Genomic DNA, 16342 nt, shown 5'->3' with positions numbered 1-16342 from the left:
TCTGGAGGAAATATGAGTTATTTAGAAGTAAAAAATGTAAATAAATATTATGGAAAATTTCATGCTTTAAAAAATATAAGCTTATCTATTGAGAAAGGGGAGTTTATCTCCTTTCTCGGCCCCAGCGGCTGTGGAAAAACTACTTTATTGAGAGTTATATCTGGACTGGAAGAACTTAATTCTGGAAATCTTTTTCTAAAGGGAAAGGATATCTCTTCACTTCATCCATCGAAAAGAAACTTCTCTATAGTTTTTCAGTCATATGCCCTTTTCCCCAATATGACAACATGGGAAAATATAGCTTATGGACTAAAAAATAAAAAAATGCCTAAAGATTTAATAGAAAAGAAAGTTAAAAGTGTATTGGAGATGGTAGGACTTTTTTCTATCAGCAATAAATATCCCAATGAAATGAGCGGAGGGCAGCAGCAGAGAGTGGCTCTTGCTAGAGCAGTTGCCCTTGAACCAGATATACTTCTGTTAGATGAACCTCTTTCTGCACTGGATGCAAAGGTAAGAGAAAAATTAAGAAATGATATTAAGTCCCTGCAAAAGAAGCTTGGACTTACTACTATTATGGTAACTCATGATCAAGAGGAAGCCTTATCTATGTCAGATAAAATTATGGTCATGAAAGATGGAGAAATAATGCAGTGGGGAAGTCCAAGAGAGATATATGAGAATCCCAACTCATTTTTCACAGCAGATTTCATAGGTAAAATAAATTTTCTGGAAAATGGAAAGGCTATACGTCCAGAACATGTAAAAATAGTATCTGATGTATTGAGTAATAAAAATAAATTTATAATGAGAGAAATAGAAAGCTGGGAATACTTAGGCCCATCTTACAGGCTTTTTTTCAAAAATAGAGATAGAATATTGAAAGTTGAAGTTCCTTGTAATTTTATAAATGAACAAACTTTGAAACAGGGAAATAAATTTTTTCTTGAATTTGATGAAAGCTTCTATCTCGATTTCAGAGATGAGGTATCATAATGGAAAAAACTAAAGATGAAGTAATCAGAGAAATACTCACTTGGTTTATCCTTATTTTTTTGATAGTTGCCATAGTTTTTCCTCTAGGGCTTTTACTGACGAAATCCTTTGAAAACAACTCTGGAGAATTTATTGGACTCAGCAACTTCAAAGAATATTTCTCAAATAAAAATCTTCTTATCTCATTAAAAAATACATTTACTATCTCAATAGCTTCAAGCATCATATCTCTGGTACTAGCTTTTATCTATGCCTATGGTGTACAGAGAACTACAATCAGATTTAAAAATATATTCAAATATATAGCCCTCATGCCTCTCTTTGCTCCTACAATGATGCATGGTATATCTCTTGTGTATCTCTTTGGGAGAAAAGGGGCTGTAACTACTGGTTTTTTTGATAAACTTCCTCAGTTTGCTTTTGATATTAATCTCTATGGTGCTACTGGAATAATAATAGCTGAGGTTTTATATATTTTTCCACAGATATTTCTGGTATTGAATATTGCTCTTTCTACAACTGACTACAGACTTTATGAAGCTGCTGATATGCTGGGAACAAGTAATTTCAGAAAATTTTTTACTATCACTCTTCCAAATATGAAATATGGAATGATATCTTCTTTTATTATAGCATTCATACTTTCATTTACAGATTTTGGTGCTCCAAAAGTAGTAGGAGGAAATTTCAGTGTTCTGGCTACAGATGTATATATTAAAGTAGTTGGACAGAATAATATGTCTATGGGAGCTGTTGTCAGTATCATTCTATTGATTCCTTCTGTAGCAGCATTCTTTATTGATCAGAAGATACAGAAAAAACAGGGGGTAGTCCTCAATGCAAAATCTATTCCCTATACTGCAAAGGAAAATAAGGCGAGGAATATATTTTTCTACATTTATACTATATTGATTTGTTTATTTATCATATCAATTTTTGTCACAATATTTGTTTCAGCTTTTTCTAAACTATGGCCCTATGATCTTAGTTTCAGTCTGAATAATTTTAAATTTTATGACTATAACGGCGGTATTGAGATATTCTTTAAAAACTCTTTTATTCTTGCAGTTCTTTCTGGAATATTTGGAACTTTTATGACATTTATGAGTGCTTATCTTATTGAGAAAAAAGAAAAGAAAACCTTAAAGGATAAAGTGATATATTTTCTTTCTCTTGTTCCCCTAGCACTTCCAGGAATGGTAATAGGTATTTCATATATATTCTTTTTTAATAAAAGCTATTTCACAATACCTTTTTTAAATATAAGTATAATGAATCCTTTCAATTCATTGTATAAGACTATCTGGATAATGGTACTGGCAAATGTGATACATTTTTACTCAATATCTTTTTTAACTGCCAACACAGCTTTGAAGAAGCTGGACAAAGAATTTGAAAGAGTTTCTCTCTCAATGGGAATACCTTGGTACAAAACATTTTCCAATGTAACCTTCCCAATGTGTCTCGAATCAATATTAGAGATATTCTTCTATTACTTTGTAAATTCTATGGTAACTATTTCAGCTCTTGTATTCCTTTATACATCAAGTCTGAATCTCCTTTCCATAGCAGTAATCAATCTGGATGATACAGGGGAGATAGCAAAAGCTTCTGCAATGTCCATAGTAATACTTCTTACAAATATAATAATTAAAATAATATATCAGATAATTTTAAAGTTTTTACAAAAAAGAAAAAATAAAATGAAAGAGGAGAATGTTTAATTATGAAAAAAATAAATCTTGTAATTTTTGACTGGGCTGGAACTGCTGTTGATTATGGATGCTTTGCTCCTGTACAGGTTTTCCTTGAAATATTCAAAGAAAAAAATATAGATGTAACACTGGAAGAAGCAAGAGGCCCTATGGGAATGCTGAAAATAGATCATATCAAAGCTATGCTGTCACTTGACAGAGTTACTGCTCTATGGAATGAAAAATATAATAAAATGTGGAATGAAAATGATATAGAAGAGCTTTACAAAAATTTTGAAAACAAGCTTTTTAAAATACTTGCTGACTATACTGAACCTGTTCCACACTGCATAGAAACTGTAAATATTTTGAGGGAAAGAGGATTGAAAATAGGTTCAACAACAGGATACACACAGGAAATGATGGACATTGTCACTGCTGGGGCAAAATCTCAGGGATATTCTCCAGATTACTATACTACTCCTAATGCTGTTCCAGCTGGAAGACCTGCTCCATATATGATATATCAGAATATGCTTACTCTTGGAGAAGAGGACACAGACTGTGTTATAAAAATCGGAGATACAATCTCTGACATTAAAGAGGGAAGAAATGCGAAAGTGTGGACAGTTGGAATATTAAAAGGAAGCAGTGAACTAGGATTATCCCTTGAAGAAGTAAACTCTCTTTCTGAAAAAGAATTGAAAGAAAAGATGGAAAAAACAGCTGAAAAAATGCTTTCAGCAGGAGCTCATTTTGTAATAGAGGACATTTCAAAAGTTCCATATATTATAGATATTATCAACAACAAATTAAAAAACGGCGAAAGAGCCTAAAACAGTTAAGCTGGAGGAATTAAACATGCATACTTTAGAAGAATATTTAGAAAAACCATATCTGCTTTTAACACCAGGACCATTAACTACAAGCAATGGAGTGAGAATGGCTATGCTTAAAGACTGGTGTACATGGGATAAAGAATATAATAATATAGTTCAGGAAATAAGAGAAAAATTAGTAAGATTAGCTGTTCCATCAGGAAATTATCATAAATATACTTCTGTTCTTATGCAGGGAAGCGGTTCTTTTGGAGTAGAATCTGTTATAGGAACTGCTCTTCCTGAAAATGGGAAGTTATTAATTTTATCAAATGGAGCTTATGGAAACAGAATGGGAGAAATTGCTCAGGTTTTAAAAATAAATAATATCATAGAAAAATTTGGTGATAAAGATATTATAGATATCAACAGAGTGAGAGAAATCCTTGAATCTAATCCAGATATCACTCATGTAGCTGTAGTACATAGTGAAACTACAAGTGGAATTTTAAATCCTATTGAAAAGATAGGAGAATTAGTTAAAGAATTTAATAAGATATATATTGTTGATGCTATGTCAAGTTTTGGCGGTATTGAAATAGATATTGAAGAGGTAAAAGCAGATTTTATAATCAGTTCTTCAAATAAATGTATACAAGGTGTTCCGGGTTTCTCTTTCATCATATGCAGAAAAGAAGTTTTAGAAAACTGTTCAGGGCAGGCTCGTTCTCTTTCTCTTGATCTATACAATCAATGGAAAGTCATGGAGGAAAATAATGGAAAATGGAGATTCACTTCCCCTACTCATACTGTAAGAGCTTTTTATCAGGCTCTTTTAGAATTAGAAAAAGAAGGGGGCGTGATAGAAAGAGAAAAAAGATACAGAAAAAATAATACTATTTTGAGAGAGGGAATGAAAAATCTAGGCTTCAAATCACTTATTTCTGAAGAGTATCAATCCCCAATAATAACTACTTTCTTTGCACCTGAAAATCCAGATTATAATTTTGAGAAATTCTATTATAAGTTAAAGAAAGAGGGATTCGTCATCTATCCCGGAAAAGTTACTGACATGGAAAGTTTTAGAATAGGAAATATTGGTGAAGTATATCCAGATGATATTTATGCACTACTGAAAGCTATAGAAAAGGCTACATGGTAATATAAAAAGACCAGCTTGAAGTTAACAGGCTGGTCTGATTTTTACTTAATTAGAAATTTTTAGGCTGAATCATGAAGTAAGCTTGTGGATGAGCACATACTGGACAAACTTCTGGAGCTTTCTTTCCATAGTGAATATGTCCACAGTTCATACATTCCCATGCTACCTCTTCTTCTCTTGCGAATACCATTTCTTCTTTGATATTAGCTAATAATTTTCTATATCTTTCTTCATGTTCTTTTTCTACTTTTGCTACACCTTCAAATAATCTAGCAATTTCAGTGAACCCTTCTTCTTTTGCTACTTTTGCAAATTCAGCATACATATCAGTCCACTCATAGTTTTCTCCCTCAGCAGCATCTAAAAGATTATCAATAGTTGAAGGAATATTTCCACCTTTTAAAAGTTTGAACCAAAGTTTAGCATGTTCTTTCTCATTGTTAGCAGTTGCTTCAAATAATTTTGACACTTGCTCAAATCCATCTTTTTTAGCCTTTGATGCATAATATGTATATTTATTTCTTGCTTCTGATTCCCCAGCAAATGCAGTCATTAAATTCTTCTCTGTTTTTGACCCTTTCAATTCCATTTAAAATCATCTCCTTATTTTCTTTTTACATTTTTGTAATCTCTACAAATAAGATAACATATCATCTTGATAATGTCAAATAAATTTTGAAATATTTTGTATTTAAAGGTATAATCTAGAGATAGATATTAACAATAATAAGGGGGAACAGCACATGGAATTTTCTATAAAAAGATTTGATGAATTATCTGCTAGAGAGCTTTATGAAATTGGAAAAATCAGACAGGAAGTATTCGTAGTAGAGCAGAATTGTTCTTATTTAGATTTTGATGAAAAAGATTTTGATTCTCTCCATATTTATTCAAGAGATAAAGATACTGGTAAAATTATATGTTATGCCAGAGTTTTAGCTAAAGGATTATCTTATGACACTGTTTCTATTGGAAGAGTAATGGTATTGAACAGCTATAGAAAGTATGGATATGCCAGAAAATTAGTATTACAATGTATAGAATGTGTAAAAAATATTTTTGGAGAAAATGAAATTACTATTGGTGCTCAATTTTATCTAAAAGATTTTTATTCTTCAGTAGGATTTACAGCTGTATCTGATGTGTATGATGAAGATGGAATACCTCATATTGATATGTATATGCAGCTTTCTTAAAAATAAAAAGTTCTCTTGCTTAATTGTAGAGAACTTTTTATTTTAATATTTTTTTGGTATGTTAAATTCATCTAAAACATTTATTCCATTCCAAAAATCGCTGAGATAAATTTTTAAAACTGGGATTCCATGTGGTTCATCATCTAAATTTGCAAGGGATATAATAAGATCTATGTCTTCATTTTCAGAAAGAAAATATTCTATCCTATAATCAGGTATTACTTCTATAATCTCTATATTATATGTGCATTGAAGCTTTTTTATAACCATTTTGGTAGCTCTCTGTTCAAAAGTATTATCTACAACAAGTATTTTTTTAGGTTTGCTTCCTGCATATTTTTCTTTTTCTATATTTTCCTGAATAATTATTGCTAAAAGTATGAAATCCTCCATAACAAATTGCATAAAATATTTGGGTATTAGTTCATATATTGTATTAAATATTTTTGAACAATATTTAGGAACATCTGTAAAATCAAGATTTTTCTGTACTATATTAAATTTTGATTTATACACTGAAATTTTGATAACTGAAGAAATTCTATAAACAAATTCTTCATTCATGTTTAATTCATTATTACATCTTTTCTTTAATTCTTTTAAAAACTCTTCTATATTTCTATGTAGGTTTTCATCTAAATCTGTTGAATATATCTCCATAAGTATGAGGGTTATATTATGAACAGCAAAGTTGCTCAGCTTTATATCATCTTTTATAAACTCTCTTACCAGATTAAAATATTCATAATACCGCTGTGAAGAATAAGAATAAATATAGTTATCTTCAAATTTTTTTCTTTTTAAATGTGAATCTACAAATATAGCTATTATTGAATAAAAACTATATGTCTGAATATTTTTATCTGCCATTTTAAGTAATTTATTTCCTTTAAGCATATATTCATTTAATTTTTCTTCTGTCACTATTGAATAAAGTAGCTCCTTAAATATATTTTTAAGTTTTCTTCCTTTTGAAATAAACTTAGTAAGGAAAGCAATTAATAGTATTTTTAGATGTTTCTCGTTTCCATGCAAAGTTATTCCCTTTCCATGTATAACTTCAACAGTTATAGAATAGGGTGCCAAAAATTTTTTTATCTCTACTAAATCATAATTTAAAGTTCTTCTTGTTACATCTAATATTCTACTTTCGTGACTCAATATTATTTTGTCATCTATTAAAAGTTTAGTTATTAAATAATCTCTTCTGTCAATAAAAGTGAGTGAAGAAAATTCTGAAATTAGCTTTTTTATTTTAACCATTTCTTTTTTTTCAAGAAAATATTTATCTTTATTTTTTAATATTCCATTTAAATTACATTTATTTAGCACTGAATTTATATCTTTTATATTATAACGTATAGTCCTCGAATTGAGATTTAAAACAGAAGATAAATCCTCAACAGTGTATTCATTCTGAAATAAAAGTTCTAAAATATTCAGATTTTTTCCATTAAGCATCTTTAACTCCTTTCAAATTTTGTATACATATTTGTGAAAAAGTGACCTATGAAATTTTTTTCATTATTTTTGAAAAAAAATTCGAATTTTATATTAATCAAAACAATGTTAATATAGGTTATATTAATATGAATATACTCATAGTATACTTCATTTTAAGAAAAAAAAGAACCATCTTTAAAAATAAAAATAGAACAAGTCAAGGAGGCACACAAAAATGACAGAAAAAGAATTTATGAAGATGTATCTAGAATCTTTCAAGTTGGATGGAAGACTGAAAAATATAGGTGAAGCTAAAAAAAGAGTAAAAGTTTTTTTTGATACTTTAAAACAAGTTATTGATAAAGATGAAAAAGTTATTTTTAAAGACTGGGGTAAATTTGAAATAGAACATAGAGAACAAAGAACTTATGGTAACCCTAGAACTAAAGAGAGAATAGTAATTCCAGCTAAGAGAGTTTTAAAATTTACAGTTGGAAAGAAATTTGCTGAAAGAGTAAAAAACAGTTAAAAAGGGGAAAAATTCCCCCTTAATCTAAGTATTCTTATTAACTCTAGACTTTATTTCATCATAAAGTCTAAAGACAGTTGATGCTGAAAAGATTCCTACAGCCATTGCTCCTGCTATAATAAAAGTCTGAATACCTTTTTGAACTGCCATAGGATAATTTTTATCAATTAGATTATACATTGTATAATAAATACCTCCTCCAGGTGCCAAAGGTATTAGAGCAGCTATTAATATCGTTGTTACAGGCGTATATATTATTCTGGAAACTGCTTCTGAATACAGTGCAAGTGCAAATGTTGCTATAAAAAATGTTAATCCTTCAGAATAGTTTAAGTGCTGTCCTAAAAGATACACTGCCCAACTCAATCCTCCAGCTATACTGGTATGAAAGAGATTTTTGTGTTTTATGTTAAACATCAACCCAAACCCAAAGGTAGTAAATACAGCAGCTGCAATCTGAAATATTATTTTTTCTACTGACATATTATACACCTCCCAAGTTTAGAAGTAATTTCAGTGCTATACCTGACCCAACAGCTATTGAAGTTCCTATCATGGCAACTTCTCCCAGTCTGGAAAGCCCTGTAACAAGATCTCCTGAGAATATATCTCTCATGGAATTAATAAACGCAACTCCTGGAACTAATATCATCAATGTGGAAATTATTGGAATAGAAACATCTGTTATAAATCCTAAATAAAGAAATAAACAGGCTGTTCCTGAAGAAATTCCTCCACAGAGAAGATTAGTAAAAAAAGTTCCTAATTTTAGTGCGTCTGTAATTTTTGATGCTATTGCAATGACTATACCACATAAAAAAGCAGCAATAAATTCTCTAATATTACCTGAAAAAAGGAAGATAAAAAATCCAGCACCTATAGAGTTTCCTGCTATATTTATGAGGAGTGGATATGGTTTTTCATTCTCAATCTTGAGAAGCTCATTTCTAAGTTCATCACAGCTGTAATTGCTTATGTCCCTTATAAGGGAATATACTTGATAAACTTTATCTAAATTAGTAGTTCTTGACGTCACTCTTTCTACTAGGGAGATAACTTCCCCTTCAGAATTTTTAAGAGTTATTATTATACAGGTAAGTGTAGCAAAACATTGAGGAGTCATACCATAATATTCAGCTACCTGGCATATATGATTTTCTACTCTATATACTTCAGAGCCGTTCTGCAACATAATTTTTCCTGTAAGGCAGGCAAGTGAAAGAATCTTATATTCAGTTTTTTTATCCATTAAAATCTCCCAGATATTATTTATATTTACCTAAATTATAGCACAAAATATAAAAAATAGAATATACAAAAATACAATTTTATAAAATGATTTAATTAAATAAGGAGTGATACATAAATGAAAATAACACAAGAAAGTGATTACGCAATAAAGATCGTATTATATTTATCAAAATTAGATAAAGGTGAAATAGCAAATGCAAGAGAAATCAGTGAAGCTGAAAAAATGTCTATGAAATTTGCTCTTAAAATATTAAGAAGACTTTGTAAAGTTAAACTTGTTGAATCTTTTAGAGGAATTAAAGGAGGATACAAATTAAAAAAGTCTGCAAACGATATCAGTTTGAGAAATGTAATAGAAGTGATTCAGGGTGACCTTTTTATCAATACAAGTTTAAAAAATGTAAGTTCTGCTAAAAAAGTTGAGGCTGATCCAGTGAATTCACTGCTTTACTCTATACAGGAAGATGTTAAGAAAAAATTGAGTGATACAAGCTTTAAAGATTTAAAAGATGCTGCTGCTCAATAATAATTAACATAAAATGGGTATCCAAGAGGTTACCCATTTTTTTTATTTCTTTATATATTCTTTTTCATATTCTTTTAATGATTCAATCGCTTTATAAGTTAATGGATATACTCCTATAAGATTAACTATTGTCATAAGTCCCAATCCTAAATCAGCCAGATTCCATACTAAAAAGTTCTGTCTTACTCCACCAACAAAAAGCATTAACAGAGTAAAGATTTTAAATGCTTCCTGAAGCCATGGTTTGTCACATAAAAAGGCTAAATTTGGTTTAGCATAGAAACTTACACCCAATATAGTACTGAAGGAAAATAGGAACAATATAACAGCTGTAAATGCAACTCCCCAGTTTCCTACCTGATATCTAAATGATTCTTGGAGGAGTGTCATCCCTCCAATTCCTTCTGCAATATCTCCCTTTGATAAAAGTATAACAAAAGCCGTTGCACTGCATATCAATATAGTATCTACAAACACACCTAAAGCTTGTACTAACCCCTGCTTTACTGGATGATCTATATCAGCTGCTGCTGCTGCACATGGAGCAGATCCTGACCCTGCTTCATTAGAAAACAATCCTCTTTTTACTCCCTGCATTACTACGCTTCCAAATGTTCCCCCCAGAAATTGCTTTATTCCAAAGGCATGTTCAAAAATATCCTTGATTGTTGCTGGAAGTATAGTTATATTTTTTAATATAATAAAAATAACTACAATAAGGTAAACAGTTGCCATTGCAGGAACCATTTTATCCAGAACTTTTACTATTTTATCCCTTCTTCCAAAAAGAACTGCTGCTGCCAGCATTACAATTACTATAGATGTAATTCTTGTACTTATTCCAAAAGCAGTATTGAAAGATTCAGTTACAGAGTTAGATATTATCTGAAATACTCCAGCCCAGCATATGAGGGCAAATATTACAAATAAAACTCCCAGCCATTTCTTATTCAATCCTTTTGTAAGAAAATATGGAGCCCCTCCTCTATATCCACCTTGAGGATCCTTTTCCCTATATATCAAAGCTATTGTTGATTCTACAAATGCAGTAGCTGAACTCAAAAGAGCAACTACCCACATCCAAAAGACTGATCCTGGGCCTCCTACTGAAACTGCTGCTACTACTCCTGCCAGATTTCCTACTCCTACTCTTGAAGCTGTACTTATACAAAAAGCCTGAAACGAACTTATTCCATCCCTATTTTTTTTCGTTTTTTCTGTTATGAGAGATATCATATGACCAAATAATCTGAACTGTACTCCTTTTGTTTTTACAGTAAATATTATTCCACTCACCACTAATATTACTACTAATAAATTTTTATTCCACATAATATTATTCATAAAATTAACTATTGACTCAAAAGAATTCATTTTTCCTCCAATTTTTAAATACAAAAAAAGAGCCTGATACAAAAATACTTTATATCCCTCTGATGTGAATAGATACAAGTAATTTTTGAATTAGACTCTTTTAATTTTTTACTTTATATTTTCTATTCTACTATCCTACTATTTGAAACTCTTTTATCTTTTCTTCTACTTTCTCAATATCCACTGGGAGAACTTTTACTATATTGCCATTTACTCTAACTTCTATCTCTCTTTTCCCTTTTACTTTAGAATATCTTGAAAATAAATCTACTGCAAACTGTTTTTCCTCTTCTGTAAACTCACCATAACCAAGTATATGAGGCCCTGCTATCTGACATCCTGTTACATGAAGACTTCCTACTTCTTTATATTGATCTATCTTATTATTTCCTTCTTCATCTCTTCCAATGAAGAAATATTTTCCTTTATCCAATCTATAGAATCTTCCTACTTTTAACAAATGGAACAGATATGAATTTTCCTCTTCAAGAAGTCCATCCTTCTCTAATATTTCCAGCCTGTCTGAATAAGCTGGATCAGTCAGCAAACATCCTCCACCTGGTGTAGGGTAATCTTCAATCCCATAGTATTTCATAAGATCCATCTGTCTTCCTCTACCTCTACCCTGAATATCAAGAAGTTTTTCTCTGTCTATCCATCCTTCCAGTTCTGCCTTGCTTGGAGGAAGAAGTTTAGCTGACAATGGTCTTAATACTAAATCGTCCATTCCTGAAAGTTTTTTTACTTTTTCTAATGCAGCTGCATTCTGTGACATTGGTCTTTGACCAAGTACTTCTCCAGATATTACAAATTGAGCTCCATATCCTTCTAAAAGTTCCCCTGCTATCTTAAACATTAGTGAATGGCAGTCAATACATGGATTCATATTTTTCCCTCTTCCATATACTGGATTTTTTAATATTTCTGTATGTCTTCTTTTAAAATCTATATATTTTAGTTTTATTCCAAGCTGCTCTGCCATTTTTTCTGCTTTTTCATTTTTACCACCAAAAAAATGCGAAACAAAGTTCAGGGCTATAACCTCTACTCCCTGGTCTTTTACAACTTTTACAGCAAGCGCACTATCCAGCCCTCCAGAAAAAAGAGCTAATGCCTTTATCTTTTTTTCCACTTCTATTTTTCCTCTCTTCCAAAATCTAAAATTGTTCTTCCTTTACTGTCTTTTTTTCCTTCATAGTATACTTTCATACTCTTAGGAACAGCAGTATATACTTTTTTACTTATTTCAATAAAACTGGCACCTTTTATACTCATAGCTCCTGCTAGGAAATCCATCAATCTTTGAGCTGTAGGCAGATCAAGATATTCCAGATTTAAAGTTACCATTTTATCACTCTTTATGTATGCAGCTATCTTTTTACAATCAGCAAAAGTTTTAGGATCTACAAATATAGTTTGATAATTTCCTCCAGCATTCAATTCTGCTTCTAGACTTGAAGAAGATTTGCCATATCCACCTAGATTTAATGATGTACTTTCTTTTGGAGCAGAAGTTTCAATATCTTTTCCATTAGAATTAACTTCAATTATTCCTGTTTCATCAAGACCTTCCAGTCCATCCATCTCATCTATTTCATTTGTTTCAGGATTATCTATCCCTAAAAGTTCTTTTAAATCTTGAAAAACTTTAAAAGAGTTTTTTCCGCCTTCTTTTTTTTTCATTCTATTAAAACCTCCTATTGAAAAATCTTTCTGCCTATTCTTATCAATGTTGCCCCTTCTTCCAATGCTATCTTGTAGTCGTTAGTCATTCCCATAGAAAGTTCAACCAATTTTCCTTTAAACCATTTTTCATTCAATTCATCTTTTATTTCTCTTAATCTTTTAAATACACTTCTCAACAGCTCTTCATCTTCAACGAATGGAGCCATAGTCATAAGTCCAATTATATTTATATTTTTCAGTTCCATCAACTGAGGAAGTTCTTTGTACAGCTCTTCCAAATCATATCCTTCCTTACTCTCTTCTCCAGCTATATTTATTTCAAGAAGAACGTCAATGATTCTATTATACTGTTTTGCTCTTTTGTCAATCTCTTGAGCAAGAGAGAGTTTATTTACTGAATGTATCATTTTTACATACTCAGCAATATACTTAACTTTATTTTTTTGAAGATTTCCAATGAAATGCCATTCTACATCTTTTATTCCCATTTCATTAAATTTTTCCTGTTTATCCTTCATAACCTGAGCTTTGTTTTCTCCAAAAACTTTTACTCCGCAATCTATTATTGGAAGCATCTCTTCTGGCCCTACATATTTTGTAACAGCTATAAATCTTGACTTTTCAGGATTTAATGAGTGCTTTTTTATATCCTCTTCTATTTCTGAAATATTCTTTTTTATATCACCCATTATTTTTCAACTCCTCATATAAATTCATCTAATACATCATTTGCAACCATAAGTCCTTTTCTGGTCAAAATAAAATATTCACCTTTTTTCATAAGATAACCTCTTTTTTCAAGAGATATACACTTTTCAATATACTCCCCATCTGGCTTAACTCCTTTTTTTAAAAGTCTAAAACCTAGAATATATTTATATTCCTTTTTTTCTTTCAAAGTTATCTCTTCTTTTTCCATAATTGGTTTTGTTCTACTTTCTATACTATCATAATATTCTAAAAATTTCATCTCATTTTTATATCTTATATCATCAATATATCCAGAAGCTCCTAATCCAATTCCTAGATATTCTTTATTTTCCCAGTATTTTGTGTTATGGACAGCTCCCTTCTCAGGTAGAGAAAAATTAGATATTTCGTAATGAATATATCCTGCCTTTTCAGCTGTATCTATTATTCTTTCAAACATATCTGCTTCTATTTCATTTTCAGTTTCTCTTAGAAGTCCTTTTTTCAGTTTCTCAAAAAATATAGTTCCCTCTTCCCAAATAAGTGAATAAATAGAAAAATGTTCTGGCTTTATACTTAACAGTTTCTTCAAATCATTTTCTACTTCTTTCACACTTTGTCCTGGCAGTGAAAACATCAAATCAAGACTTATATTTTCAAATCCAGCTTTTCTTGCATTATAATAAGTTTCTATTCCCTCTTCAGAAGAATGCATTCTTCCAAGTATTCTCAAATATTTTTCATCAAATGATTGTATTCCTATACTCAATCTGTTTATTCCGATTTTTTTTAATTGGACAAGTTTGTCATAATCTACAGTTTTAGGATTTACTTCAAGAGTTACCTCTGCTCCTTCTTCTATATCTAGTTTTTCCAATATTCTTTCTATATCTTCTAAATCCAAAAGAGAGGGGGTACCACCCCCAAAGTAAACTGTATTATATTTATATGAAGGATATAATTCTATTTCCTTCAATAAATAATCTACATATTTCTTTCTGCTCTCTTTATTAGATTTGAATGATAGAAAATCGCAGTAATTGCATTTGTTTAAACAGAAAGGAATATGTATATATATTCCATCTACCAATGATTTTCCTCCATTTATATTTAAATTATAATGAATCTACATAAGCTTGGAATCCAGCTTTTATCTCTTCAAGTTTAGCTAATGATTTTTCTTTAGTTGAGTCTACAACACAGATATAATATTTAATTTTTGGCTCAGTTCCAGATGGTCTTGCTGTTACATAAGTTCCATCTTCAAGTATGAATTGAATAACATCTGACTTAGGCAGATCTATTTTTGATGTTTCTCCTGTTTTCATATTTTTTTCTACTTGAAGTTTAAAATCTTTATAACATTCAACTTTTTTTCCTGCTACTTCTTTATGTTCATGTGTTCTAAGATTTTCCATTATTCTTCCAATTTCTTCTAATCCATCTTTGCCTTGTTTAGTTATAGCAACTGTTTCTTCAACAAACCATCCATATTTATCATATAATTTATTTAGTTCTTTATATACAGTTGTCCCAATACTGTTATAATAAGCTGCCATTTCAGATATCATTAAAGTAGCTACTACAGCATCTTTATCTCTTACATGTGTTCCTACTAAATATCCAATAGATTCTTCAAATCCAAACAAGAAAGTTCCATCAAGTTCTTTAGTTTCAAACTGTCTAATTTTTTCTCCTATATATTTAAATCCTGTAAGTGTTCTGTATAATTTTATTCCTTTGTCTTTAGCTATCACATCAAGCATAGGAGTAGAAACTATTGTAGATATTATAGATCCATTAGCTGGTATATTTTTATTCATTTCTAATAGATAGTTCATTAAAAGAACTCCTATTTGATTTCCATTAGGATATACCCAGTTTCCTTCATTATCTCTAATTGCCATACCAGTTCTATCAGCATCTGGATCATTAGCAAGACAGATATCTGCTCCTATTTTATCAGCCAGTGCTGTACTTAATTTAAATACAGCTTTATCTTCTGGATTGGCATATGAACAAGTTGGGAACATTCCATCTGGCATTTCCTGCTCAGGTACTGTATATACAGAGTCAAATCCCATTTCTCTCAATACTCTCTGTACTGCTACTCTTCCTGTTCCATGAAGTGGTGAATAAACTATTTTAAAATCTTTCTTTCCAGGTATATCTCTATTGATAGCCTGTTTTTCCACTTCCTCTACAAATCTATCATCTACTTCTTTACCAATATATTCTAATAATCCTTTAGTTTTAGCTTCCTCTTCTGAAATCATTTTTATATCCTTAAATATATCTACATTGTTCACCCCATTTACTATACCACTTGCCTGAGGTTCTACTATTTGTGCTCCATCTTCCCAGTATACTTTATATCCATTATATTCCTGAGGGTTATGAGAAGCTGTTACCATTACCCCTGCTTGAGCTTTTAATTCTCTTGTAGCAAATGAAAGTTCAGGTGTTGATCTTAATGATGTAAAAAGATAAGCTTTTATCCCATTTCCTGCTAAAACAAGAGCAGTATTTAATGCATATTCAACAGAACCTATTCTGCAGTCATAAGCTATAGCAACTCCTTTTTTCTTTCCAGTTTCACCTGTGCTTTCTATGATATAATTGGCAAGTCCTTGTGTTGCTTTTCTTATATTATATTTATTGATTCTGTTTCTCCCTATTCCTCTTACTCCTCTCATTCCAGCAGTGCCAAAACTTAAGTCTGTATAGAATCTGCTTTCAATCTCTGCATTATTTCCTTTTATGCTCATTAATTCTTCTCTATCTTCTTTATCAAGATAGTCTGAAGCTAACCACATTTCATATCTTTTTAAAATTTCTTTTTCCATACCCATTCCTCCAAATATCTTAAGATTTTCATTTCGGTTAAAGATTATTCTAATATATATTATACCTCATTTGAACCTTATTTAGAAAATATTTTTTTAAAAATTTTTTTTAATCCCTTCCTTTTTCTCTT

The 16342-nt window shown here is 30.5% G+C and carries 17 protein-coding genes; 7 read left to right on the top strand and 10 right to left on the bottom strand.

What is annotated here, in order from left to right; all coding sequences use genetic code 11:
• Positions 1–12: 12 nt before the first annotated feature.
• Genes E0E45_RS03160 through phnW form a run of 4 tightly spaced genes read left to right on the top strand, consistent with a single transcriptional unit; the run spans position 13 to position 4670 of the window.
• Complete coding sequence (locus E0E45_RS03160) at positions 13–996, top strand: ABC transporter ATP-binding protein (RefSeq protein WP_130889816.1); 984 nt, start codon at positions 13–15, stop codon at positions 994–996.
• Positions 996–2720: a putative 2-aminoethylphosphonate ABC transporter permease subunit gene (locus E0E45_RS03155; protein ID WP_130889815.1), complete on the top strand. Its 1725-nt coding sequence runs from the start codon at positions 996–998 to the stop codon at positions 2718–2720. Before E0E45_RS03160 ends, E0E45_RS03155 begins: the two co-directional genes overlap by 1 nt.
• Before the next feature lie 2 nt (positions 2721–2722).
• On the top strand, positions 2723–3526 hold the full coding sequence (gene phnX, locus E0E45_RS03150) for a phosphonoacetaldehyde hydrolase (RefSeq protein ID WP_130889814.1): 804 nt from the start codon (positions 2723–2725) through the stop codon (positions 3524–3526).
• 25 nt (positions 3527–3551) lie between these two features.
• Positions 3552–4670: a 2-aminoethylphosphonate--pyruvate transaminase gene (phnW, locus tag E0E45_RS03145; protein ID WP_130889813.1), complete on the top strand. Its 1119-nt coding sequence runs from the start codon at positions 3552–3554 to the stop codon at positions 4668–4670.
• A gap of 49 nt (positions 4671–4719) precedes the next feature.
• On the opposite strand, the gene rbr is transcribed toward phnW, so the two are convergent.
• On the bottom strand, positions 4720–5259 hold the full coding sequence (rbr, locus tag E0E45_RS03140) for a rubrerythrin (RefSeq protein ID WP_005981983.1): 540 nt from the start codon (positions 5257–5259) through the stop codon (positions 4720–4722).
• A 154-nt stretch (positions 5260–5413) separates the two neighbouring features.
• On the opposite strand from rbr, the gene E0E45_RS03135 reads away from it, so the two are divergent.
• Positions 5414–5866: a GNAT family N-acetyltransferase gene (locus E0E45_RS03135; protein ID WP_130889812.1), complete on the top strand. Its 453-nt coding sequence runs from the start codon at positions 5414–5416 to the stop codon at positions 5864–5866.
• A gap of 42 nt (positions 5867–5908) precedes the next feature.
• On the opposite strand, the gene E0E45_RS03130 is transcribed toward E0E45_RS03135, so the two are convergent.
• The gene (locus tag E0E45_RS03130; protein ID WP_130889811.1) at positions 5909–7327 is read right to left on the bottom strand and encodes a hypothetical protein; all 1419 of its coding nucleotides are present in this window, start codon (positions 7325–7327) and stop codon (positions 5909–5911) included.
• Between the two features lie 217 nt (positions 7328–7544).
• On the opposite strand from E0E45_RS03130, the gene E0E45_RS03125 reads away from it, so the two are divergent.
• Positions 7545–7838, top strand: a complete 294-nt coding sequence (locus E0E45_RS03125) for an HU family DNA-binding protein (RefSeq protein ID WP_130889810.1) — start codon at positions 7545–7547, stop codon at positions 7836–7838.
• Positions 7839–7862: 24 nt separating this feature from the next.
• Here the strand turns inward: E0E45_RS03125 and E0E45_RS03120 are convergent, their stop codons facing one another.
• On the bottom strand, positions 7863–8321 hold the full coding sequence (locus E0E45_RS03120; RefSeq protein WP_130889809.1) for a threonine/serine exporter family protein: 459 nt from the start codon (positions 8319–8321) through the stop codon (positions 7863–7865).
• A 1-nt stretch (position 8322) separates the two neighbouring features.
• Positions 8323–9087, bottom strand: a complete 765-nt coding sequence (locus tag E0E45_RS03115) for a threonine/serine ThrE exporter family protein (protein ID WP_130889808.1) — start codon at positions 9085–9087, stop codon at positions 8323–8325.
• Between the two features lie 117 nt (positions 9088–9204).
• Between E0E45_RS03115 and E0E45_RS03110 the strand changes: the two genes are divergently transcribed.
• Positions 9205–9615, top strand: a complete 411-nt coding sequence (locus E0E45_RS03110) for an RrF2 family transcriptional regulator (RefSeq protein WP_130889807.1) — start codon at positions 9205–9207, stop codon at positions 9613–9615.
• Between the two features lie 42 nt (positions 9616–9657).
• Here the strand turns inward: E0E45_RS03110 and E0E45_RS03105 are convergent, their stop codons facing one another.
• The 6 genes from E0E45_RS03105 to E0E45_RS03080 form a co-directional block, all read right to left on the bottom strand.
• Complete coding sequence (locus tag E0E45_RS03105) at positions 9658–10989, bottom strand: alanine/glycine:cation symporter family protein (protein WP_130889806.1); 1332 nt, start codon at positions 10987–10989, stop codon at positions 9658–9660.
• Positions 10990–11119: 130 nt separating this feature from the next.
• On the bottom strand, positions 11120–12121 hold the full coding sequence (locus E0E45_RS03100) for a 7-cyano-7-deazaguanine synthase (RefSeq protein WP_130889805.1): 1002 nt from the start codon (positions 12119–12121) through the stop codon (positions 11120–11122).
• 2 nt (positions 12122–12123) lie between these two features.
• A complete protein-coding gene (locus E0E45_RS03095; RefSeq protein WP_130889804.1) occupies positions 12124–12672 on the bottom strand; it encodes a cell division protein SepF in 549 nt (182 codons plus the stop codon).
• A gap of 14 nt (positions 12673–12686) precedes the next feature.
• A complete protein-coding gene (locus E0E45_RS03090; protein ID WP_130889803.1) occupies positions 12687–13364 on the bottom strand; it encodes a YggS family pyridoxal phosphate-dependent enzyme in 678 nt (225 codons plus the stop codon).
• Positions 13365–13378: 14 nt separating this feature from the next.
• A complete protein-coding gene (gene hemW / locus E0E45_RS03085) occupies positions 13379–14455 on the bottom strand; it encodes a radical SAM family heme chaperone HemW (RefSeq protein WP_130889802.1) in 1077 nt (358 codons plus the stop codon).
• 25 nt (positions 14456–14480) lie between these two features.
• Positions 14481–16211, bottom strand: coding sequence for a phospho-sugar mutase (locus E0E45_RS03080; RefSeq protein WP_130889801.1), 1731 nt, complete (start codon positions 16209–16211; stop codon positions 14481–14483).
• Between the last annotated feature and the right edge of the window lie 131 nt (positions 16212–16342).

This window comes from Fusobacterium ulcerans ATCC 49185 (assembly GCF_900683735.1).
In the GTDB taxonomy this organism is placed as follows: Bacteria; Fusobacteriota; Fusobacteriia; order Fusobacteriales; family Fusobacteriaceae; genus Fusobacterium_A; species Fusobacterium_A ulcerans_A.
Note: the sequence above shows the minus strand (reverse complement) of the source record. Positions and strands in the feature narration are given on the sequence as shown.